This window comes from Alteromonas hispanica (genome assembly GCF_010500915.1).
Taxonomy (GTDB): domain Bacteria; phylum Pseudomonadota; class Gammaproteobacteria; order Enterobacterales; family Alteromonadaceae; genus Alteromonas; species Alteromonas hispanica.
In genome coordinates this window covers 1-21,326 of the sequence record NZ_JAAAWP010000014.1, presented here as the reverse complement: position 1 = coordinate 21,326, position 21,326 = coordinate 1, and the positions used below count along the sequence as shown (strand labels likewise).

The window sequence follows — 21,326 nt, the reverse complement described above, 5'->3', positions numbered from 1 at the left end:
AGCAGGCTTTTTAATGGGTGCTAATTTATTTTACTTCAAGCAATTCCACTTCGAATATCAGCGTCGAACCCGGTGCAATTTTTCCGGCAGCGCTGTCGCCATAGGCAAGGTGTGATGGTATAAAGAATTTATATTTATCGCCTTCAACCATAAGCTGAAGGCCTTCTGTCCAGCCTGCGATTACACGGTTTAGTGGAAAGCTAATGGGTTCACCGCGGGCTACCGAGCTGTCGAAAACAGTGCCATCAAGTAATGTACCGTGATAATGCACTTTTACGGTTGATGATGGGGTAGGGTGCTTTGTACCTTGCCCTTCTTGAAGCACTTCGTATTGAAGGCCAGAGGAGGTCTCTTTTACTGCAATATTCGCTTTATTTTCTGCTAGAAATACTTTGCCTGCCTCAATGTTTTCAGTTGCTACTTTCTTGTTAGCTGTGTGGCGGGTAAATAAGAAAATGGCTAAACCAATAACGATGGCTAAAATAATAAACTTCATTAGTAATCTTCTTTCTTTGAATAAATGTTTTAAGGTGGCTTTATTAATAGTCTAACACTTGATGTCTGCAAGGCGCGTTCTTTCTCGCGTCGATAAGATAAAAGTCTATTTAGGGTCAACCGGTGGCGGAACACTCGACTCTTTTTCCATTAACTGCGATTTCCAGCGCTGCTGCGACACGTGCGCTTTAACAAGTTCTAGGCACTCGTTAACCACATTAAGCACTTCTTCATCGAGGGCATCAGCAGTAGGCGTGTAGTCATGCAAACCAACCGATATAAAGTGGTCTATGCGCTCTGAATCTAAATCACTCAACAAATTCACCAACGACGATGTGACAATGTCGGTAACAGATTGTTCTAACGTGTTTTCAATGGTTTTACCGATAACAGGTAAGTAATTGAGCGTAGACACTTGGGCGTTGCCCCGAACGGCTTTGCCAACGCTTTTTCGAACGTGTTCACGAATAACGTCGCCATGTTCGTCATTGCTAATCGACTGGCCTAGATGATTGATAATTCCCGCCATCCATTGAGTGAGAACGGGGCGTCGAGGTGCAAGCACTTGGTTGGTAATATCATCTAGAAGAGGTGAGCCAGCTGAAATATCTTTTTGTGCATCGCTTAAAACCTTTACTACTATTCTGTCGCTCAGCTCTTCTACAAAAACGTCGTAGTAGAAGGCAAAGAAGCGGAAGATGGCCGTTTGATTAAGGTCGATAATTTCGTATTTATGCAGGCGATGCAAAATAGAAAGAATACGAAGAAAGCGAAATAGTCTGGTGCCGCCAGTTGGGATAAGACCCACTAAATCGTACCAGTGTAAGAATGGAAAGAAGTACCAGCGAAGGTGCTCTTTTCGTACTATGGCCACTGCCCAGCGGAAACAAAACTCAGTAAAGAATATTCCAATAAAGACTAAGTCGACGAGTAGAAAGTTGTTGTGTATGGGGTCGTAGGCGTCTATGACGGCAGGAAAATGTACACCTAGTTGCTGATAGACAAAGTTAGTAGCATAAAGAGCATCAAAAATTAGCCATACTAGGTTTATAAACAGCAAGCCCAGCATGACTAAATCTAAAATTAACCAAGGCGTTTCGTGGCTGTTACGCAGGTTTTCCCGGTTAATTTTTAACATATCTCTATCCTGTCGATGTCAGCCTAGTTACGTCAACGTATAGCTTAAGCTTTTGCCCAGGCTGTAAATACTGTTTAGCGTTAAGGCTATTCCATTTGCTAATGTCACTCACTTTAACATTGAATTTGCTTGCTATGCGAGAAAGCGAGTCTCCACTTCTTACGGTATAGGTAAGTTTTTTCGTCACGCCAGCATCACTTTTGCCTTCAAGCCAAATAACAAGGGTCTTGCCCGGTTTAAGCATATCGCCCGGTGCCATGCCATTCCATTTTGCTAATTGTCTGGTTGACACTTTAAATTTACGTGCAATGTCCCAAAGCGTATCGCCAGATTGAACCGTATGACGTACTTTTTGCTTCGACTTGTTGCTGCTTTGTATGCTGGCAAGGCGCTGTTCTTTCGAAAGGGCATAATCGTCTAATGCCTTTAATGCAACGGGTACCATGATAGCCTGACCAATGCGGATCATCGATGAATCGAGTTCATTAACCTGCTGAATTACCTTGATGGTAGTGTGGTATTGATTGGCAATTTTGCCAAGGCTATCTCCGCTTTTAACTGTATGTCGAACCCAGTTAAGGCGCTCCTTTCTATCTATTTTTGCTAGTGCCTGTGAAAAAGAGGCTGCTTTTTCAACGGGTAACACTAAGCGATGGGGGCCATCTGGCGATGTAGCCCAGCGATTGAAACCTGGATTGAGTCCATGAAGCTCTTTTAGTGACATATCCGCAAGTTCAGCGGCAAATGCAAGGTCTACCTGTGAGCCAATATCTACCACTTCAATAACCGCAACATTTTCAACTTCTGGCCAGGAGAAGTCGAAGGTTTTTTTGTTTTTCAAAATATCGGCAAGAGCCAGCAGTTTCGGTACATAGGCTCGGGTTTCTCTTGGCAGGCCTAAATGCCAAAAATCCGTTGGCTTGCCTGCGCGTTTATTGGCGCGAATTGATCGCATAACTCGACCTTCGCCACTGTTGTAAGCGGCAAGTGCGTGTAACCAGTCACCATCAAACATTTCGTTTAAATAGGTGAGGTAATCAAGAGCACCTTGAGTAGAGGCTATTACGTCGCGCCTACCGTCGTACCACCAATTCTGCGGCATGCCAAAGCGTTTACCTGTACTAGGAATAAACTGCCACATGCCTGCGGCGCGGCCATGAGAATACGCGAAAGGGTCGAAGGCGCTTTCCACAATAGGTAGCAGCACCAACTCCATAGGCATGTTGCGCTTTTCAATTTCTTCAACAATATAATACAAGAACGGCTTTGCGCGCTTCACTACGCGGGCCATGTATTCTGGGTGTTTTAAGTACCAATCTCGTTGAGCCGTAACGCGATTGTCGTCGGGAATGTGAAGTGAAAAGCTGTTGCTAGCGCGTTGCCAAACATCAGTGATCACTGGGGCTACTGCTACATTTTCTGGCTCTGTGATTTCAGCGGTTTCTTCAAGAATGTCGTCCTTTGGGTGGATAACATCAATAACGCCATCTCGAGCAATTTCACAATCGGCAATCTCTTCTTCGCCTAAATAGGTTTCGGAACAGGCCTCAAGCGCGGCTTTCTCATTTTCCTCGACGGCCAATTTTTCGCTTTCGGTTAATTGACAACCTGAAAGCCCTAACGCCAGTATAATTGGCGCAAACGGGAACAACTTCGACTGCATATTATGAAGAAACCTCTTTAAGCACTGCAAACGCGCCATAGTACGCGAAACAGCAACTATTTTCACTAAAACTCATCTTTCCAACGCCTAACCGCGGCGAAAACGGCTACATCATCGCCAAGCGATGTGTTTGTGAAAGCTCCTGCCGCATCTTTTACACTAGGCTCATGGGAACGTAAAAAAGGGTTTATCTTTTTTTGCTCACCAAGTACACCTGGCAAAGTACACTCATTGTGTTCGCGCTTTTCCTTTACCCACAAGGCGTAATTTTTAAGGTCGTTATTGTCTGGCTCTACCGCTAGCGCAAAGTTCACATTGGCTTGCGTGTATTCATGTGCGCAGTAAATCTTCGTGCTGTCGGGTAGGCGTTTAAGTTTATTCATTGAATGCAGCATTTGCTCTGGCGAGCCTTCGAAAAGTCGGCCGCATCCGGCTGAAAACAAAGTGTCGCCACAAAACAGGGCACCATGGCCGAAAAAGGCGATATGATCCAGTGTGTGTCCGGGCACTTCCAATACTTGAAGCGACATATCAATAACAGGTAAGGCGACGGTATCACCTTGGGCCACTGTTTTTGTTAAGCCCTTTATGTGACCGCCTCGAGGCCCAATAATGGGTAATTCTTTTACTGCCGACGCAAGCTTTGCAATACCACCGGTATGGTCGTGGTGATGGTGGGTTATTAATACAGCAGCTAATTTTAAAGCGTTTTCTCTCAAGTAAGACAACACTGGCGTAGCGTCGCCAGGATCGACAACTACCGCATGCTTATCATCGTGAATACACCAAATGTAGTTATCGTTAAAAGCGGGAATAGGGTGAATGCTTATACCCTTAGGCAATGTGTCGGAGCGCATAATACACCTGCTTGTTTAGCTATAATTATGCGTTACTATAGGGGCATGTGGTTAACAGAGCAACCAAAGAGCGTGTGCAGTGATAATGAAGACGGCGTTTAGAGCAAAGCCACCACGCTATCCTGGTAGCTGGGACGAGTTTCCCGCGGGCGATAATATAAAACGTGCAGTTGAAACCGTGTGTAACGATTATGCCCAGCGAATATTTGGCTATCACTTTGTAAAAGTGGGTAATTTAAGTGCCCAGATCCAATTATTGGAAAGCCCCATTCATCACCAAATTAACCATACGCCAGATTTTACCAGCAGCGAACGTGTAAAGCATGAAAAGCGAGGCAGTGATCCCAATGATGGTGCTGGCAATGAACCTAATACAATACGCAATGAGCCGCGTAATGAGAACTTTGTTATAGGGCAAGCCCATAAGCTACCGTTTTCAGAAAACAGTGTTGATGGGTTGCTGCTTGCTAACGAATTAGATTTTGCACAAGATCCACACGAAATATTAAGAGAGGTGGATAGGGTAATTACGCAAGACGGTCATGTTATTATTAGTGGCTTCAACCCACTTAGCTTAGCCGGCGTGGCTAAATACTTACCGGTAAAACGTGACAATATTTTACACGATGCCCGCTTTTTCTCTTCATACCGCATAAAAGATTGGCTTCACCTTTTAGGGTTTGAAGTAATAGAACAACGGCAAATTATGTTTTCAACGCTTTTCTTTCAGCAGCGCTGGGAGGGAGCCGCTAAGGTTCAACATTATTTATCTTCTTATTTGCCTTGGTGTAGCGCCGTTTATGTCATTCTGGCTAAAAAACGGGTGGTTCCCATGACCGCGATAAGGCCCAAACGGGCTATTAAACCTCAGTTTTCAACAATGGGTGCCAGTGCTCGCACTACCTCTCAAAAACAAAAAGGCCACGTTTAGCAGCTGTGTAATAGCTAGCTAAACATGGCCTTGGGTTTGCGTTTTTAGATACGCAAACTCTCTTCTAATCGCTTTTTTTGCCTATTTCACACGCATACCGGGTTTCGCGCCTTCATGAGGCTCTAGAATATAGAGCTCGTCACCACCAGGTCCGGCGGCAAGTACCATGCCTTCACTTAATCCAAAGCGCATTTTGCGCGGCGCTAGGTTGGCAACCATAACGGTATGTTTGCCTATCAAAGCTTCTGGCGCATAGGCTGATTTAATACCAGCAAATACCTGCTTGGTTTCGCCGCCCAAATCTAGCTCTAAGCGCAGTAGTTTGTCTGCTTTTTCAACGTGTTCAGCATTGGCTATGCGTGCAATACGAAGGTCGACTTTTGCAAAATCTTCAAACGAGATAGTCTCGCTAATAGGATCTTTTGCTAGCGGGCTATCAGGTGCAACAGCAGGCTGCTGAGGAGCTAAACTTTCTTTTGAATCGTCAACCATAGCGTCTATTTTCTCCATTTCTACCCGTTGCATCATAGGTTTAAATTTATTGATAGCGTGCCCTTTAAGCAATGTTTGAAGCGACTCCCAGTTAAACTCATCATTTAAGAAGGTTTCCGCTTTCTCAGCCAAAACAGGTAAAACTGGCTTAAGGTAAATCACCAACAAGCGGAACATATTGATACCCAATGAGCATACGTCATGGGTAAATTGCTGTTTGGTCTCGTCTTTTATCGTTACCCAAGGGGCGTTGTTATCAATAAACTGATTCGCCTTGTCTGCTAGTGCCATAATCTCGCGTATAGCTTGGTGATAACGACGCTTTTCAAATAAGTCAGCGATGCCATCTGCAGCATTTTGGAATTCGGCTATTAACTCTGGCTCAATGACGTTGTCTGATAGTTTGCCGTCGAAACGCTTGGTAATAAAGCTAGCACAACGGCTCGCAATGTTAACAACCTTACCCACTAGGTCTGAATTTACTTTCTGAGCGAAGTCAGTGAAGTTAAGATCGATATCCGTCACACCATCGCCTAATTTAGACGCGAAGTAATAACGCAGGTACTCTGGATTTAAGTGGTCTAAGTAAGTACGACCTTTTATAAAGGTACCGCGAGACTTCGACATTTTTGCACCATTTACCGTAACGAACCCGTGGATATTCACCCCAGTAGGCTTACGATATCCGGCGCCTTCTAACATGGCAGGCCAAAACAGGCAGTGGAAATACGTAATGTCTTTACCAATAAAGTGGTAAAGCTCAGCGGTAGAGTCAGCCTTCCAGAAATCATCAAACTCTAGGCTGTTTTGGTCGCAGAAGTTTTTAAAGCTGGCCATATAGCCAACGGGAGCGTCTACCCAAACGTAGAAAAACTTGTTGGGAGCGCCTGGAATTTCAAAGCCAAAGTACGGAGCATCGCGGCTGATATCCCACTGCTGAAGACCTTCTGTGAACCACTCTTGTAGTTTGTTCGCCATTTCTTCTTGCAGCGCGCCAGATCGGATCCACGTTTTCAACATGTCTTCAAACTTGGGTAAGTCGAAAAAGAAATGCTCAGACTCTTTGAGTACTGGTGTAGCACCAGATACTACGCTTCGTGGGTTTTTCACTTCTGTTGGGCTATAAGTAGCACCACATACATCACAGCTATCACCGTTTTGGTCTTCTGCACCGCAGCTTGGGCACGTACCCTTTACAAAACGATCTGGCAGAAACATCTCTTTTTCAGGGTCGAAAAGCTGGTTGATAACACGTTTGCTAATGTAACCGGCATTATCAAGGCGAGAATAGATTTCTTCACAAAATGCCTTGTTTTCTGGCGAATGGGTTACATAGTAGTTGTCGTAATCTACGTGAAAATCAATGAGGTCTTGGTGGTGTTCTGCACGCGTCCGGGCAACCATTTCTTCTGGCGTTATACCTAGCTCTTGCGCTTTAAGCATAACCGGTGTGCCATGTGCATCATCGGCACAAACACTGTAACATTCGTTTCCGCGAAGGCGCTGAAAACGAGTCCAGATGTCTGTTTGAATGTGTTCAAGCAAGTGCCCTAAATGAATAGAGCCATTTGCGTATGGCAACGCACTGGTTACCAGAATTCGGCGTTTTTCTGACATAATGACGTTATTGATTCTTTGCGTTTCAAAATGGCTGCAAATACTAGCGGAAAACCGCGTTTTTTGCATTACGTAATTCAAACAATTCTACAGGTTGTAAGGCAATTTATGTTCTTTTCTCGTAAAGCCGAGCCAGTTGCCCAAAAGGTTGCTGCTATTTTAGCCAACTATTTTAGTGTAAGCACTGATGAGACACTTTTGTGGTGTAGCACTATAGAAGATAGCCGCAGTAATGCCAGTGCACGCGATGCTGGTAGCAGCGATAAAAGTCAAACAGTGCAAGTAACACTGCCTTTTTGTATGAATAGCCAGCTAGCTCATCTCAAAGACGTAGTGATTAGTGAATTAAAGAGCCAATTAAAGAGCGAGTTTCACAGCGCTCAGCTTGTATTTACAACACAAATTACTAGCCAACACACCAAGCTGCCACCCATTACGAATATCAAGAATATTATCGCTGTGGCTAGCGGCAAAGGTGGGGTAGGGAAGTCGACAACCAGTATCAATCTTGCCTTTGCACTTATGAAAGAAGGTGCCAGAGTGGGTATTTTAGATGCCGATATTTACGGGCCTTCCATTCCTATTATGTTAGGTAACACCAACGATCATCCAGAGAGTGAGGACAATAAGCACATGCAGCCGTTGGAGGCACACGGGTTAGTGGCTAACTCTATCGGGTATTTAGTGCCTCAAGACGACGCCGCAGTATGGCGGGGCCCTATGGCAAGTAGAGCGCTTACGCAACTATTAAACGAAACCCTATGGCCTGTATTGGATTATTTAATAGTTGATATGCCACCAGGCACAGGTGACATTCAATTAACTATGGCCCAGCAAGTTCCGCTTACGGCAGCGGTGATCGTTACCACGCCACAAGATTTAGCCTTAGCCGATGCTCAAAAGGGCATTAGTATGTTTGAAAAAGTCGACGTGCCTGTGCTTGGGTTAGTGGAAAATATGAGTTATTACCAGTGCCGTGCATGTGGTACCAAAGACTATGTGTTTTCTAGAGACGGTGGTGAACAACTTGCCGAGCGGCATGGTTTACCGCTGTTAGGGCAGCTCCCCTTAGATATTCACATTAGAGAGCACGGCGATGCCGGAACCCCATTGCTGATTGGCGCGCCTGAGAGCCCTATAGCGGCCAGTTATCAAGAGGCTGCGAGGGCTATTTCTATGCAGTTGGCATTTACGCTATCACCAAGAGAAAACAGTAATAAGCATATAAAAGGCGACCCAATAGGGGTTGTGGGTAGCTAACTTAGCTTTTTGGTGTTGCTGCAGTGCCAATAGACGCACTTATTACCAATGCAATGGCGAGCCAGTGCCACAGGGTTAATAGCTCGCCAAGTATAATAAAGCCGGCTAGTGCAGCAATGGCAGGCTCTACACTCATTAATATACTAAAACTTTGAGATGGCATTTTTCTAAGCGCAATCATTTCTAAACTGTAGGGTAAAGCACTTGATAAAAGAGCAATACCTATTCCAGTGGGAATAAGTGCTACATTCATTAATTCATCAAAGTGAATAGCAATACCAAATGGCACTATTGCAACGGCGGCCACTAGCATGCCCAAAGCAACGATTGCTCCCGAAGAACCACTTTCACCTGTTCTTTTACCGAATAAAATATAACCTGCCCAGCAGGCTCCGGCCCCTAGTGCCAGAATAAAGCCCAGTGGATCAAGCCCGTCGGCGGCTCTCAAGTCGGGTAGTAACAATACAAGACCAATTATCGCCATAAATGCCCACAACAAATCTACTCTATTTTTAGATGAAAAAATTGCAACCATCAGAGGCCCGACAAATTCAAGCGCAACAGCTATGCCAATGGGAATACGCTCGATGGCGAAATAAAATGCAGTGTTCATTCCCCCTAAACACAAGCCATAAACAACAATGGATGGTAGCTGTTCAGGTTTATTGCGCCAAGGCTTAAACACCAAGCAGAGCATAATGGCAGCAAAGCCCACTCTGTAAGTAATTGTGCCTAATACACCTACTTGCTGAAAAAGCTGCTTCGCCAGTGATGCGCCTGATTGAATGGTGATCATTGCAACAAGCACACAGATTACAGCGATAAGATATTGTCGATTAATGGCTGACATAAAAAATGACGGAGAGATAAAAAGCAATGATAGCTAATGCAATAAAGATGGCAACTGACTAATTGATTTCAGAGTTAAAAAAATAAGATTGTTAAAACCACATAAAACAAGCCTTCTAGCAGTTGATTGGACTGCCTGACATACGCATAATAGCCGCCAAATGAAATGAGGAAACCATCATGCGTTTGTGTGACCGCGATATTAATCAATACCTGCAAGACGGCAAAATTAAAATAGAACCCACACCAAGCTACGACCAGATAAGCGGTGTAACGGTAGATATTCGTTTAGGTAACAAGTTTAGGGTGTTTGAAGAGCATCAAGCACCTTTCATTGATTTAAGCGGCCCGAAAGTTGAAGTTCAAGAAGCGCTCGACCATGTTATGAGTGATGAAATTGAGCTTGAAGAGGGTAAAGCCTTTTTCCTTCATCCTAAAGAGTTAGCCCTTGCTGTTACTTTAGAGTCGGTAACCCTGCCAGACAACATCGTAGGTTGGTTAGATGGTCGCTCTTCGCTAGCTCGCCTAGGTTTAATGGTGCACGTAACTGCCCATAGAATCGACCCAGGTTGGTCTGGGAACATTGTGTTGGAATTTTATAACAGTGGAAAGTTGCCACTGGCACTTCGCCCAGGTATGAAGATTGGGGCTATCAGTTTTGAAGTGCTATCAAGTCCGGCAGAGAAACCTTATAACGCCAGAGTGGACGCAAAATACAAAGGCCAAGATGGTGCTATTGCAAGCCGTATTTCATCCGATGAGCAACGCAAGTAGCAGCAAAGGCATTACCAACAAAACACGAGAGAAATACTTTCAACCTTCAAAGCGGTGATTAGGTAGTGCGTTTCCCTTCAATTACTGGTAGTACTTATATAAGTAAATAAAATCAATAATAAATACGACGAGTAACTGGGAAGCGCAATGGACACTACGCCTCAAACAAATAAAAATAACTCACCTCAAACAACGTCCACATCAAAAAACTTGATAATAGGCATCGCGTTCTTAGTCGCTTGTGCGAGTGGACTCGCATTGTGGTTTGTAGGGCAGCCCAGTGAAATAATTTTCACTGCCGCTATCACTTTGTTTGTTGCCATTTTATGGGTTACCGAAGCGCTTCCTATTCCAGCTACCTCCTTATTGCCTTTTGCGCTATTTCCTCTGTTTGGTGTGCTTTCTCATAGTGAGGCCGCTTCTGCTCTAGGCAGTCACGTTATTATTTTGCTGATGGCGGCATTTATGCTGTCTAAAGCATTAGAGCGAGCAAATCTGCACAAACGTTTTGCCATCTATATGCTTCGTCTTACGGGTAGCGGCAGCCCGATAAAGTTGATATTGGGTTTTATGCTAACCACAGCGGTTCTCAGTATGTGGATAAGTAATACTGCTACCATACTGATGATGTTGCCCATGGCTATCGCCATTATCAACGCGGTAGATAATCCTCGTTTTGGTGTTGCCCTAATTTTGGGTATTGCCTACGCTGCTAGCGTGGGCGGGGTAGGCACGCCTATAGGAACTCCACCGAACATCATCTTTATGAGTGTTTATGAAGAAACTCAGGGTATTGAATACAGCTTTTTAGATTGGATGAAAACCGGTATCCCTATCGTTATTTTGGCCGTACCTATCATGGCATTATGGCTAGCCCGTGGAATAAGCGTAGTGGGCAATATAGATTTACCCGTTCCAGGCACATGGTCGAGAGCGGAGAAACGCGTGCTAGCCATATTTGGTACCGTAGCCATGGCGTGGATATTTCGCCCATTTTGGACAGCATGGCTAGGTGTAACCACAATAAGTGACAGCACAATTGCGGTTGCAGGCGTTGCCGCTATGTTTTTAACCAATAGCGGTAATGATGATGGAAAGCCTGATGCAAAAGGCAACCGAGATAAGTTGTTAAACTGGAAAACCGCAAACGATATTCCTTGGGGAATGTTACTGCTATTTGCTGGAGGTATCTGTATTGCTAAAGCCTTCACTGCATCTGGGTTGAGCGTGTTAATGGGGACGTGGTTAACCGGCCTTTCAACTTTGCCGGTAATCCTGCTGATATTGGGCATATGTTTATTCGTTACGTTTTTGACTGAAATAACGTCTAACACCGCCACATCAACTCTGCTCATGCCTATATTAGCCGCAGCTGGAATAGCCGTTGGCGTAGATCCAAAACTACTTATGATCCCCGCTGCTATTAGCGCAAGCTGTGCTTTTATGTTACCTGTGGCAACTGCGCCAAACGCGATTGCGTATTCAACAGAAAAGTTTGATATAAAAACCATGGCCAGAGAAGGAATAGTACTCAACGTCATTGTTGCTATAGTGGTGACAGGCGTTTGTTATGTCACCCTTGCATAGGTAATTTCAAAGAACTGGTTAGCAATTAAGCGCTTGAGTGCCTTAATTGCTAAATGTCGTTGCATTGTTGATTTATTTGAGTAGACTTACACGCTCTTTCGGTCGGTGTGTGGCGCAGCTTGGTAGCGCACTGTCATGGGGTGTCAGGGGTCGGAGGTTCAAATCCTCTCACACCGACCAACTTCTTCCTCGCTTTCAGCGATACCCCAAGTTCTAAAATTCAGTTTGTGTACTTACTGCAATCTACCCGCTTAAAAACTCCTGTTAATTCAGATCCATGTTAATAAAATCTTTGGTGTTAAATAATCTTCCACAAAGGGCTGATTGAAAAATAGTAAAAAGCGCCAAAAGTCGGAGCGCAATAATTGATAAATTTCAGCTTAGTAACTTTGTATGCATACGGCTTTTAGTCCCTCACTATAGAGTGTTGCGTCATTGAGCCGCAACACAAATGCTTAGCAATGGTGCTAACCCTCGCCAGATTCAGGCATATCTAGCCCTTTCTACTGCGCACTTATACACGCATATTGTGCAGAGCAAGTTGAATGAGACGTACATGCGATTTCATCCGTCTGCGCTGTGATATATTTTCTGTATTTGGAATCACATAACTATTTATTTTAATTGTTAATTATTTTATTTTTGTGTCGTGTTTTTGCGTCATCTTAGTGTCGTATTTTTGCGGTTGAAAAATGTCGTATTTTTGCCTATTATATAGTCAATATGCATAGGGGGTGGCAGATGACGATACAAGACAGAATAAAGACAAGAGTCAAGCGTTCTAAGCGTTCTGTTTTTTTGCGCTCTGATTTTAAAGATATAGCTGACTACGACCAAGTAGGTCGAGGCCTTAGAAATCTTGCTCGTGAAGGCTTGTTGATGAAGATAGGTTACGGGCTTTATGCCCGTGCCAGAGTCAATCGCATTACAGGTAAATTAATGCCGGATAATGCTGCGGGTGCTGATGGTGTACTAATAGAAGCTATGGAAAGATTAGATGTAGACTACAAGTTCGATGATTTGTCGAACATGAACTTTTCAGGCCAGAGTACGCAAATTCCAGCTAGTGTTAAAATTGTTCCAACCGATCCACGCTTTACCCGTAAAATTACCGTAGGTAAGCAGCGTGTCAACGAAGCTCGATAGCTCGCTATTTGTCGATGTTGCCGACGCCATAGGGCTAGGCAACCCGGCAATTGTCGAAAAGGACTACTATGTTGTCCAACTATTAAAGCACCTATCGATAATCGAATTCGAACACCACCAGTTGGTATTCACGGGCGGCACTGCACTTGCTAAGTCTGCCTTCAAAACGTATCGCATGTCGGAAGATATCGATATTAAGCTGGTTCCCAAAAAGGCACTTAATAATCTAACATCACGAAACGCTAGGCGAAAGGCTCGTAAAGCGGTTAAGCAGCATATTGAGTTTTTGATAACAGAGAGCAGCACCTTTTCCATTGAAGAACAAGCTACTGTAAGCGATGAATATCGCTACTTCAGTTTTGATATTCGTTATCCTCAAGCATACCAGCAAGCACCTTGCCTGCGACCTTTTATTAAGTTGGAATTCATCGAATCAGTTCTCTTAGATGAAGCTGAATCTAAAAGCATTCAATCTATCTATGCCGAAGTCCTCAAATCTGATATCGAAATAAAAAACATGGCATGCGCTGCAATCTTAGAGACTCAAGCTGAAAAACTGTTATCAATGATGCGCAGAACGGCAAGCGTCGCCAGAAATCATGAACGTGATGACGACGAAACACTAATCAGGCATATCTACGACACGTACCATATCCAAAAGGCTCAACCAGCAAATATAGAATCGCTTAGCAAAGTAGTGACAATCGCCATTGAATTAGATGTTGAACGTTTCGGTAATCAGCATCCACAAATGGTTGAATCTCCCATCGAAGAGTTGTGTTTCGGGTTACAACTACTGACTGATGATCCCAAGTTTGAGGAAAGGTACAACAGCTACGTGAGTCCAATGGTTTATGCAGAAAGCCCAGTGAATTGGGACAATGCGTTAGCGGTATTCACCAAATTGGCCAATGAAGTATTGGATTATGTTGGATTAAGCAAAAATTAGTTAGGTAATAATTGCTTTACTGGCTTTGGTTCAAACACAGTCATAGCATCAATTCTTCTTCGTTCTCGCTCTCTTTATCATCTTCTTTGAGCGACAAGAATATACCAAACGTCAAAATACCTACTCTGCCCATAAACATCAAAATCATAATAACGAATTTACCTGTTGAACTCAGTTCCGTGGTTAGCCCCATACTGAGGCCAACGGTACCAAGTGCAGAAAGAGCTTCAAATATGATCCAACTCATTGGTGCACTCTCAGTCACGAGTAAAATGAGAATGGCGATAAAAAGAATACCTGTAGCGAAAATAAAGCTGCTCGCCGCCACCTGAAGCTTGTCTATAGGCAGTTTTTTACCATCAAAACTTATCCATTCTCGCCTTTTCAGCGTGCTACGCACGATAGCGAAAAGTGCAGCCAGTGTTGTCGATTTCAAACCACCGCCAGTTCCTGAGGGCGACGCGCCGAACAACATCAAAAAATATAACAAGAAAACCGAGGCAATATTTAATTCGGCGACATTGTAGGTATTAAACCCTACAGTGGTGCTAGCCGTCATAGTTTGAAAAAATGCGGTCATCCAACGCTCAGACCAAGATAAGTTGTTTAATGTGGGGTCCGTGAGGGCGATGAAAACAGTGCCTAACATGAGCAGTACTATTGTAACTTTTAAAATAATTGTTGTGGAAAATTGAGGGGAGCGCTTGGGCGATTTAACTACGTTCCAAACATCTACCATCACGATAAAGCCTATGGCACCGAGTAAAGACAGAGTAGAGATAATGGCATTCACTGCCAAATCACCCCGATAGTATTGAAAACTATTTGTCATAAGGCTAAATCCGGCAGTGCAAAATGCGCTTACGCTGTGAAAAATAGCCGACCAAATCGGCATATTCTCACCGCTTTGAATAAATATATAAGACAGAAATAAAGCGCCAGTAAATTCTACGATAAGAGTAAAAAGAATTACCTTTTTTACAAATTCACTTGGCTTAAATTCTTTTGGGAACGCAAATTCTCTTTTGTTTACCTGTAAGCCTTTTTTAAGGGAATCTTTCGACATTTTCGCTTTTAACGCAATGAGGATGAACGAGCCAAATGTCATATATCCAATACCGCCTATCTGAATAATTAACAATATTACTAGCTGCCCAAAAAAGGAATAATCTGAGCCAGGTTGAGCTGTGATAAGTCCTGTAGTGGAAACCGCTGAGGTGGCCATAAACAGTGTGTCTAGCCAATCTATCTGCGCCGTTTTTGCGAAAGGCAGGTTGAGAAGCAAAAATGCGATTACCAGAAAAAATAAATAGCCATACACAAGTAACACAGTAGGTGACTTTGAAAATACAGAGTTATTAATTTTTTTATTTGCACTATTCAGGTTTATTTTCCTCACAATCTGATTGCTAAATTGCAGGCTTTTGAATTTATTTTTACAACCATAGTTAGACTACTGAATGGGTAAAAGATCAGAGTGCCGCATATTTAGTTTGATCTTTATTGCCTTTGGAATTCGTAGCAATTTGCGAGTTTTGGTTGTTATCTGCCTATTATTCCCAAAACATCGCGATAGATTATTTTCGCTGACGCGATAAACAACCTAATGGATTAAACGTCTTCGTCCTTTTGATATCATCAAATAAAGAGCATGGAAAAATGAATAAACGTGTCAGTGTTGTAGCGGTAGTAATATCGCTTTCTCTTCTGTTTTTGGTACAGGGTTGTAGTGACGATAAAAAATCGTCAAAGCCATCTTCATCCAATACCTCATCGAGTGAAAGTTCTAAAAGCGCACCTGCTGCTCCAGTGGGCTATATTGAGGTTTCTTTTCAATCAACGCCCATTGTTAATAAGATTCCAGGCCGAGTTGTTCCATTTCAAGTGGCTGAAGTAAGACCGCAGGTAAGTGGTATTGTACAAAAGCGCATGTTCACAGAAGGCTCCATAGTAGAAGAGGGCGAGCAGCTCTATCAAATAGAGCCTAATCGGTATCAAGCTGATTTTGAGTCGGCGCAAGCAAGTTACAACAATGCGCAGGCAAGGGTGGAAAACGCCCAATCGGTGGTGAATCGCTACGATAGTTTAGCGGCCTCAGACGTTCTCAGCCAGCAAGCGTTTGACGATGCAGAAACAGAGTTAACTCAGGCCGAAGCCTCGCTTGCACAAGCGCAGGCGCAACTGAAAACAGCCAGAATAAATTTAGCTTACACCAAAGTGTACGCACCCATAACTGGTTTTATCAGCCCCTCTAGCGTAACAAAGGGCGCACTGGTTTCGCAGCAGCAGGAACAGCCACTTGCCACTATTCGACAACTAGATCCTGTTTATGTCGACTTGTCTTTGTCGGCAAACGATCAGCAACAGATGTACACACAGCTTATTAAATCTGGAATCAGAGAAAATGAAGGCAACGAAACCGTAACATTATTTTTAGGCTCGGATGAGCCCTATGCACATGAGGGAAAGCTTCAGGCAGCAGATTTAGCGGTAGATAATCAAACTGGTACTATTAGGCTGCGTGCCGTATTTCCAAACCCCGATAACGTATTGCTCCCTGGGCTTTTTGTCCGTGGTGCAATTCAAGACGACAGGGCTAACAAGGTTGTTATTGTTCCTCAAAAAAGCGTAAAAATGAGCGCAAAAGGCGCTAAGCACGTTTGGTTGATAGATAGCGATGCTAAAGCGCGTAAGCGAGAAGTTACTACTGGTAGCGCATTTGAAAACAAATGGATAGTAAAAAAGGGGTTGAATGAGGGGGATCGGCTTATTGTTGAAGGCACTATGATGCTTCAAGAGGGCCAGCCGGTAAAACCGGAACGTCTCAATGCAAAAAGGCAAGAAGAAACGCAAGGCCAAAAAACCGAAATGCAGGGTAAAAAAGGAACGAATGGGGAGCAGGACTAATTATGTTTTCACGCTTCTTTATTAATCGCCCCATATTTACCTGTGTTATCGCGCTATTGATTATGGGTAGCGGAGTATTTTCAATGCTCAGCTTACCCCTTGAACAATATCCGAACATTGCACCGCCCAAAGTATCTATTTCAGCAAACTATCCGAGGGCCTCGGCTGAAACGCTGGAAGTAACCGTTACCCAGGTTATTGAAAAAAGTCTTACTGGCATAGATAACTTGCGCTACATTCAGTCGCAAAGTTCATCAGCCGGAACTGCGTCAATTACACTTACCTTCGAACCCGGCACAGACCCAGACATTGCACAGGTTCAAACTCAAAATAAAGTGTCTCAGGCTCAGTCTGCCTTACCTCCTATTGTGCAGCAATTGGGCGTGTCGGTTGAGAAGGCGGGCAACAGCTATGCACTGCTAGTAAGTTTCTTTTCCAAAAGCGGAAAAATGAATCGCAATGAAATTTCAGATTTTTTGGTTTCTAATCTTGAAGAACCGCTAAGCCGAATTAATGGCGTTGGGCAAATACAAACCTTTGGCCCAGAACATGCCATGCGGATATGGCTTAATCCCAATGCCATGAATAATTACAACATCACCGCGCTTGATGTCATTGATGCCATAGAACAGCAAAACGTGCAGTTAGCGACCGGTGAAATAGGTGGCGCACCTTCCGTTGAAGGGCAACAACTTAATGCTACCATTACGGCGCAATCGTTACTTACTACCCCTGAGGAGTTTAAACAAATTTTGCTTCGTTCAAACACAAGTGGGGCAAATTTAACTTTAGGTGACGTTGCTCGCGTTGAGGTGGGAGCAGAAAGCTACCGCGTACTTGGGCGTTGGAATCGAAAACCTGCGTCGGGTATTGCCATAGAATTATCGCCTTCAGCCAATGCGCTTGCCACTATAGAAGCGCTAAAAGCACGAATTGATGAATTTAAAACAATTATTCCTGAAGACCTGGAAATAGCCTACCCAGTAGATACCTCGCCTTTTATCCGAGCCTCAATTTTTAACGTATTAGAAACCCTGGGTATTGCCGTAGTGCTGGTGGTGCTGGTGATTTATATCTTTTTGCAAACCTTTCGGGCTACTCTTATTCCTGCGGTAGCCATTCCCATCGTTTTGCTCGGCACCCTAAGTTTTCTGCTGTTATTTGGTTACTCAATCAATGTGCTTACTATGTTTGCGTTGGTGCTTGCTATAGGCATGTTGGTAGATGATGCCATTGTGGTTACTGAAAATGCGGAAAGAAAGCTGGAGGAAGACAGCGAACTCACCCCTAAAGAAGCCGTGAAAAAAGCCATGGCTGAAATATCATCGGCTTTGGTTGGCACAACCGTTGTTATTTGGGCGGTATTTTTACCCATGGCGTTATTCAGTGGCTCGGTGGGCGTTATTTATCGACAGTTCGCTATTACAATATCTGTCGCTATGGGGATTTCCTTGTTTATTGCGCTTACGCTTTCCCCCTCGCTATGCGGGCTGTTCTTGCAGTCTAGTGATAAAAAGAAACAGGGCGGCTTGCTACATAAGTTCAACAAAGGGTTCGATGGTGTCAAAAATGCGCAAGGCCAGCTACTAGAAAAGTTAATCAACAATAAGCTGATATTGCCTGGGGTGTTCGTTCTACTTGTTGCTGCAGGTGCATGGATCTTTTTACGCATACCAACATCATTTTTACCGCAAGAAGACCAAGGTAGAATGTTCACTTTGGTAACCGGTCCACCTGGTTCAACTCTTCAACAAACACGAGAAAAAATGGCTAAAGTTGAAGACTTTTATTTGGACGGCAGCAACGGTGCTGTAGACGGGCTATTCACGGCAGCGGGCTTTAGCTTTGCAGGCCAAGCGCAAAACGTGGGAATAGCGTTTGTTAAGATGAAAGACTGGGAGCAGCGTGGCGAAGCAAACAGTGTTTTCAATATTAAGCAGAAAGCGGCGAAAGCGCTGGCGCCAGTGAAAGATGCCATGATTATTCCTCTCGTTCCGCCTCCTGTTAGTGCATTAGGGAATGCAAGTGGGTTTCAACTTCAGCTAATAGATCGCGAAGGGGCAGGGCATGAGGCGATGAAAAAGGCTACTCAGCAGCTATTATCAGAAGCGAATAGCAGCCCAATGCTAACTCAAGTGCGCTTTAATGGTCTGGCTGATAATCCGCAATATAATTTAGATATAGATACTCCGAAGGCCCTCGCACTTGGAGTGCCAATTTCAACGGTCAATCAAACCCTAAGCGTTGCTTTAGGAGGTCGTTACGTTAATGACTTTATTGATAGTGGTCGGATAAAACGGGTTTACGTTCAGGCCGAGCAGCAATATCGCATGCTGCCAAAAGACATAGATGATTGGTATGTACGCAACAGTGCCGGAACTATGGTAAAGCTTAGTCAAATAGCAGCTGGTAATTGGTCTTTCGGGCCTTCAAAGCTCACTCGCTTTAATGGCATCGCGTCTAGAGAAATACAGGGCTCAACACCTCCTGGGGTAAGTTCGGGGCAAGCGCTGGCAGAGCTAGAGCGTATTGCCCAGTCACTGCCCGATGGTTTCGATATTGCTTGGACTGGTCTGTCATATGAAGAAAAGGAAAGTGGTAACCAAACGTTACTGCTTTACAGTATTACCGTTGCTGTTGTGTTTATGATATTGGCTGCGCTATATGAAAGTTTGGCCATTCCGCTGGCTATCATACTGGTGGTGCCCCTTGGTATTTGTGGAGCTGTGTTGGCGACGTGGTTAACGGGGCAGTCAAACGATGTTTACTTTCAGGTAGGCTTGCTAATGACCATGGGGCTAGCTGCCAAAAATGCAATATTGATTGTGGAGTTTGCACAGCGCAATTACAAAGAAGGCGCTAACGCATTTGATGCCGCACTTGACGCCGCAAAACAACGCTTTCGCCCTATTATTATGACATCGTTGACTTTTATCTTAGGGGTGATGCCATTGGCATTTGCTTCAGGGCCAGGTTCTGGCGCACAAAATGCTATAAGCATAGGCGTGCTTGGCGGTATTTCTATGACCACGGTTTGCGTTGTGTTTTTTGCGCCCTTTTTATTCTTTTGGGTGCGAAAGTTTGCCGATAAAGCCGGGGGCAGCGACAAGTAGGGGTAATGTTGCTCTGTGAATGTGGCTACGCCAATTTCGCTGCGTCAATTTCGCCGTGTCACTTTTCACTGGTGCTGCATAAAAAGCTGATGCAGCGCTTAACTCTTCACAATGCCGCTGTTTTTTAGCAGGCAATACACCAAGGATTAAGGTTATGTTTGCAACGCTGTCACAAATGAAATGGTTTTTTACTGTGTTTACCCAGGTTCAATCTCATCCCGGGAGTGGAGCAATTACCAGTCTGTCTAATGCTCAATCATTGCTTGCCCAACTGTGGGAGAGTTTTTTGTTTCGCCTGCCAGGGTTAGGATTGGGGATTATTGTTATGGCGGTGTTTATTGTTCTCGCGCCTCATGCTGCAAAACTGCTCATAAAGCCAGTAACACGCACAACAACATCACCACTTCTGCGTTCGGTTATTCAGCGAAGTATTAGTATTGTTCTTATATTGCTTGGTATTTATCTTTTATTATTTCTGGCTGGGCTTACCGGTTTCGCTATTGCTGTAGTCAGTGGTACTGGGGTTGTAGGGCTTATTCTAGGCTTTGCCTTTAGGGATATTGCAGAAAACTTTATTTCAAGTTTGCTGTTAACAATACAGCGCCCGTTTCGCATTGGCGATATTGTTCAGATAAACGAGTTTACTGGCATTATTCAAAAGGTCACAGCAAGAGCAACCACCTTGGTCGATTTCGATGGCAATCATATTCAAATTCCTAATGCCACAATTTATAAAGGCGTTATTAAAAATCTTACGGCCAACCCACTTATGCGTGGCAAATTCGTTATAGGGGTAGGTTACGATGCCGATATTCAGCAAGCCCAGAGTATTGCTCAGCACGTTATTGCAGCACATCAAAACGTACTAAAAGATCCTGAGCCCCAAATCCTAATTGATACACTTGGGGCGTCAGCCTACAACGTGAAGGTTTATTTCTGGGTAAATGTAGAAGAAACGAGCGTACTTAAAATGGCCTCAGTACTGATGCGCAATATTACTCAAGCCTTTATGGATGCCAATATTAGCATGCCAGATGACGCAAGAGAGCGGATATTTCCTCAAGGTTTGGAGGTGAAAAACGTACAACCTCAACATAATTTAAATGGCTCGAAAGAGTCTATTAGTGCTCAACAGCCAAGCAGCGATGAATATGAAGAATCATCAGCTGCTATAACCCCCTCTGAAGGTGATGATGTGACCTCTGAAGCCCATGAGATTAGAGAACAGGCACGCAACTCAAGAGACCCAGAGGCGGGAGAGAATATTCTTTAACTATCTGTTTTCTAGCCTATTAAAGTCTAGATAGCCAAACTCGACGGGGTAGTTGCGTTTAAAGTACTCATGCATGTTGTCGGCGTATTCCCAAAATTTTGGGTTTGTGCGCCTCACACCGTAGGCGTCTAGCAGTGCAGCATAATCCGGTTCTGACCCTGAGGTATCCCCACAAATAATGACTAAAATTCAGTAAGATAAAAAATAAAGGGAACATTCATGACGTTTGGTGATCAGATCTTTCGCCAAAAACAAATGAAGGTTAAACGCCATGA

Annotated in this window: 17 protein-coding genes and 1 tRNA gene; 10 read left to right on the top strand and 8 right to left on the bottom strand. The window is 44.0% G+C overall.

Annotated elements, in window-relative coordinates; genetic code table 11:
• Positions 1-25: 25 nt before the first annotated feature.
• The 4 genes from GTW09_RS16315 to gloB all read right to left on the bottom strand — a co-directional run bounded on the left by GTW09_RS16315 (position 26) and on the right by gloB (position 4,153).
• The gene (locus GTW09_RS16315; RefSeq protein ID WP_163112722.1) at positions 26-496 is read right to left on the bottom strand and encodes a BamJ family beta-barrel-assembly machinery protein; all 471 of its coding nucleotides are present in this window, start codon (positions 494-496) and stop codon (positions 26-28) included.
• A gap of 105 nt (positions 497-601) precedes the next feature.
• Positions 602-1,633, bottom strand: coding sequence for an ion transporter (locus GTW09_RS16310; RefSeq protein WP_163112721.1), 1,032 nt, complete (start codon positions 1,631-1,633; stop codon positions 602-604).
• A 4-nt stretch (positions 1,634-1,637) separates the two neighbouring features.
• The gene (locus tag GTW09_RS16305) at positions 1,638-3,296 is read right to left on the bottom strand and encodes a lytic transglycosylase (RefSeq protein WP_163112720.1); all 1,659 of its coding nucleotides are present in this window, start codon (positions 3,294-3,296) and stop codon (positions 1,638-1,640) included.
• Positions 3,297-3,361: 65 nt separating this feature from the next.
• Positions 3,362-4,153 carry a hydroxyacylglutathione hydrolase gene (gene gloB / locus GTW09_RS16300; protein WP_163112719.1) on the bottom strand — a complete coding sequence of 264 codons (792 nt, stop codon included), beginning with the start codon at positions 4,151-4,153 and terminating at the stop codon, positions 3,362-3,364.
• A gap of 85 nt (positions 4,154-4,238) precedes the next feature.
• Between gloB and GTW09_RS16295 the strand changes: the two genes are divergently transcribed.
• The gene (locus tag GTW09_RS16295; RefSeq protein WP_163112749.1) at positions 4,239-5,084 is read left to right on the top strand and encodes a class I SAM-dependent methyltransferase; all 846 of its coding nucleotides are present in this window, start codon (positions 4,239-4,241) and stop codon (positions 5,082-5,084) included.
• An 81-nt stretch (positions 5,085-5,165) separates the two neighbouring features.
• Here the strand turns inward: GTW09_RS16295 and metG are convergent, their stop codons facing one another.
• The gene (gene metG / locus GTW09_RS16290; protein ID WP_163112718.1) at positions 5,166-7,193 is read right to left on the bottom strand and encodes a methionine--tRNA ligase; all 2,028 of its coding nucleotides are present in this window, start codon (positions 7,191-7,193) and stop codon (positions 5,166-5,168) included.
• 108 nt (positions 7,194-7,301) lie between these two features.
• On the opposite strand from metG, the gene apbC reads away from it, so the two are divergent.
• Positions 7,302-8,453 (top strand): iron-sulfur cluster carrier protein ApbC, encoded by a 1,152-nt coding sequence (apbC, locus tag GTW09_RS16285; RefSeq protein ID WP_163112717.1) that lies wholly within the window; start codon positions 7,302-7,304, stop codon positions 8,451-8,453.
• Position 8,454: 1 nt separating this feature from the next.
• Here apbC and GTW09_RS16280 read toward each other — a convergent pair whose 3' ends face one another.
• On the bottom strand, positions 8,455-9,303 hold the full coding sequence (locus GTW09_RS16280) for an EamA family transporter (RefSeq protein WP_163112716.1): 849 nt from the start codon (positions 9,301-9,303) through the stop codon (positions 8,455-8,457).
• Positions 9,304-9,482: 179 nt separating this feature from the next.
• On the opposite strand from GTW09_RS16280, the gene dcd reads away from it, so the two are divergent.
• From dcd to GTW09_RS16255, 5 genes are all read left to right on the top strand, one after another.
• Complete coding sequence (gene dcd, locus GTW09_RS16275) at positions 9,483-10,076, top strand: dCTP deaminase (protein ID WP_071979939.1); 594 nt, start codon at positions 9,483-9,485, stop codon at positions 10,074-10,076.
• A 147-nt stretch (positions 10,077-10,223) separates the two neighbouring features.
• Positions 10,224-11,663, top strand: a complete 1,440-nt coding sequence (locus tag GTW09_RS16270) for an SLC13 family permease (protein ID WP_100971531.1) — start codon at positions 10,224-10,226, stop codon at positions 11,661-11,663.
• A gap of 103 nt (positions 11,664-11,766) precedes the next feature.
• Positions 11,767-11,843, top strand: a tRNA-Pro gene (locus tag GTW09_RS16265).
• Between the two features lie 561 nt (positions 11,844-12,404).
• Positions 12,405-12,809, top strand: a complete 405-nt coding sequence (locus GTW09_RS16260) for a DUF6088 family protein (RefSeq protein WP_071979919.1) — start codon at positions 12,405-12,407, stop codon at positions 12,807-12,809.
• Complete coding sequence (locus GTW09_RS16255) at positions 12,790-13,758, top strand: nucleotidyl transferase AbiEii/AbiGii toxin family protein (RefSeq protein WP_163112715.1); 969 nt, start codon at positions 12,790-12,792, stop codon at positions 13,756-13,758. The genes GTW09_RS16260 and GTW09_RS16255 overlap by 20 nt, the downstream gene beginning before the upstream one ends.
• A 40-nt stretch (positions 13,759-13,798) precedes the next feature.
• On the opposite strand, the gene GTW09_RS16250 is transcribed toward GTW09_RS16255, so the two are convergent.
• Entirely contained in the window at positions 13,799-15,157 is a 1,359-nt protein-coding gene (locus GTW09_RS16250) for a potassium transporter TrkG (RefSeq protein ID WP_203565804.1), read from the bottom strand.
• A 260-nt stretch (positions 15,158-15,417) separates the two neighbouring features.
• Here GTW09_RS16250 and GTW09_RS16245 point away from each other — a divergent pair, with 260 nt between their 5' ends.
• The 3 genes from GTW09_RS16245 to GTW09_RS16235 all read left to right on the top strand — a co-directional run bounded on the left by GTW09_RS16245 (position 15,418) and on the right by GTW09_RS16235 (position 21,051).
• A complete protein-coding gene (locus GTW09_RS16245) occupies positions 15,418-16,665 on the top strand; it encodes an efflux RND transporter periplasmic adaptor subunit (RefSeq protein WP_163112714.1) in 1,248 nt (415 codons plus the stop codon).
• Between the two features lie 2 nt (positions 16,666-16,667).
• The gene (locus tag GTW09_RS16240; RefSeq protein WP_163112713.1) at positions 16,668-19,778 is read left to right on the top strand and encodes an efflux RND transporter permease subunit; all 3,111 of its coding nucleotides are present in this window, start codon (positions 16,668-16,670) and stop codon (positions 19,776-19,778) included.
• Between the two features lie 175 nt (positions 19,779-19,953).
• Positions 19,954-21,051 carry a mechanosensitive ion channel family protein gene (locus tag GTW09_RS16235; RefSeq protein ID WP_338024974.1) on the top strand — a complete coding sequence of 366 codons (1,098 nt, stop codon included), beginning with the start codon at positions 19,954-19,956 and terminating at the stop codon, positions 21,049-21,051.
• On the opposite strand, the gene GTW09_RS17825 is transcribed toward GTW09_RS16235, so the two are convergent.
• Positions 21,052-21,228: a fatty acid cis/trans isomerase gene (locus GTW09_RS17825; RefSeq protein ID WP_420809559.1), complete on the bottom strand. Its 177-nt coding sequence runs from the start codon at positions 21,226-21,228 to the stop codon at positions 21,052-21,054.
• Positions 21,229-21,326: the final 98 nt, after the last annotated feature.

What these genes read in the sequence shown, in the direction of transcription:
- GTW09_RS16315 (WP_163112722.1), bottom strand. Translation starts at nt 496, where the DNA reads ATGAAGTTTATTATTTTAGCCATCGTTATTGGTTTAGCCATTTTCTTA.
- GTW09_RS16310 (WP_163112721.1), bottom strand. Translation starts at nt 1,633, where the DNA reads ATGTTAAAAATTAACCGGGAAAACCTGCGTAACAGCCACGAAACGCCT.
- GTW09_RS16305 (WP_163112720.1), bottom strand. Translation starts at nt 3,296, where the DNA reads ATGCAGTCGAAGTTGTTCCCGTTTGCGCCAATTATACTGGCGTTAGGG.
- gloB (WP_163112719.1), bottom strand. Translation starts at nt 4,153, where the DNA reads ATGCGCTCCGACACATTGCCTAAGGGTATAAGCATTCACCCTATTCCC.
- GTW09_RS16295 (WP_163112749.1), top strand. Translation starts at nt 4,239, where the DNA reads ATGAAGACGGCGTTTAGAGCAAAGCCACCACGCTATCCTGGTAGCTGG.
- metG (WP_163112718.1), bottom strand. Translation starts at nt 7,193, where the DNA reads ATGTCAGAAAAACGCCGAATTCTGGTAACCAGTGCGTTGCCATACGCA.
- apbC (WP_163112717.1), top strand. Translation starts at nt 7,302, where the DNA reads ATGTTCTTTTCTCGTAAAGCCGAGCCAGTTGCCCAAAAGGTTGCTGCT.
- GTW09_RS16280 (WP_163112716.1), bottom strand. Translation starts at nt 9,303, where the DNA reads ATGTCAGCCATTAATCGACAATATCTTATCGCTGTAATCTGTGTGCTT.
- dcd (WP_071979939.1), top strand. Translation starts at nt 9,483, where the DNA reads ATGCGTTTGTGTGACCGCGATATTAATCAATACCTGCAAGACGGCAAA.
- GTW09_RS16270 (WP_100971531.1), top strand. Translation starts at nt 10,224, where the DNA reads ATGGACACTACGCCTCAAACAAATAAAAATAACTCACCTCAAACAACG.
- GTW09_RS16260 (WP_071979919.1), top strand. Translation starts at nt 12,405, where the DNA reads ATGACGATACAAGACAGAATAAAGACAAGAGTCAAGCGTTCTAAGCGT.
- GTW09_RS16245 (WP_163112714.1), top strand. Translation starts at nt 15,418, where the DNA reads ATGAATAAACGTGTCAGTGTTGTAGCGGTAGTAATATCGCTTTCTCTT.
- GTW09_RS16240 (WP_163112713.1), top strand. Translation starts at nt 16,668, where the DNA reads ATGTTTTCACGCTTCTTTATTAATCGCCCCATATTTACCTGTGTTATC.
- GTW09_RS16235 (WP_338024974.1), top strand. Translation starts at nt 19,954, where the DNA reads ATGAAATGGTTTTTTACTGTGTTTACCCAGGTTCAATCTCATCCCGGG.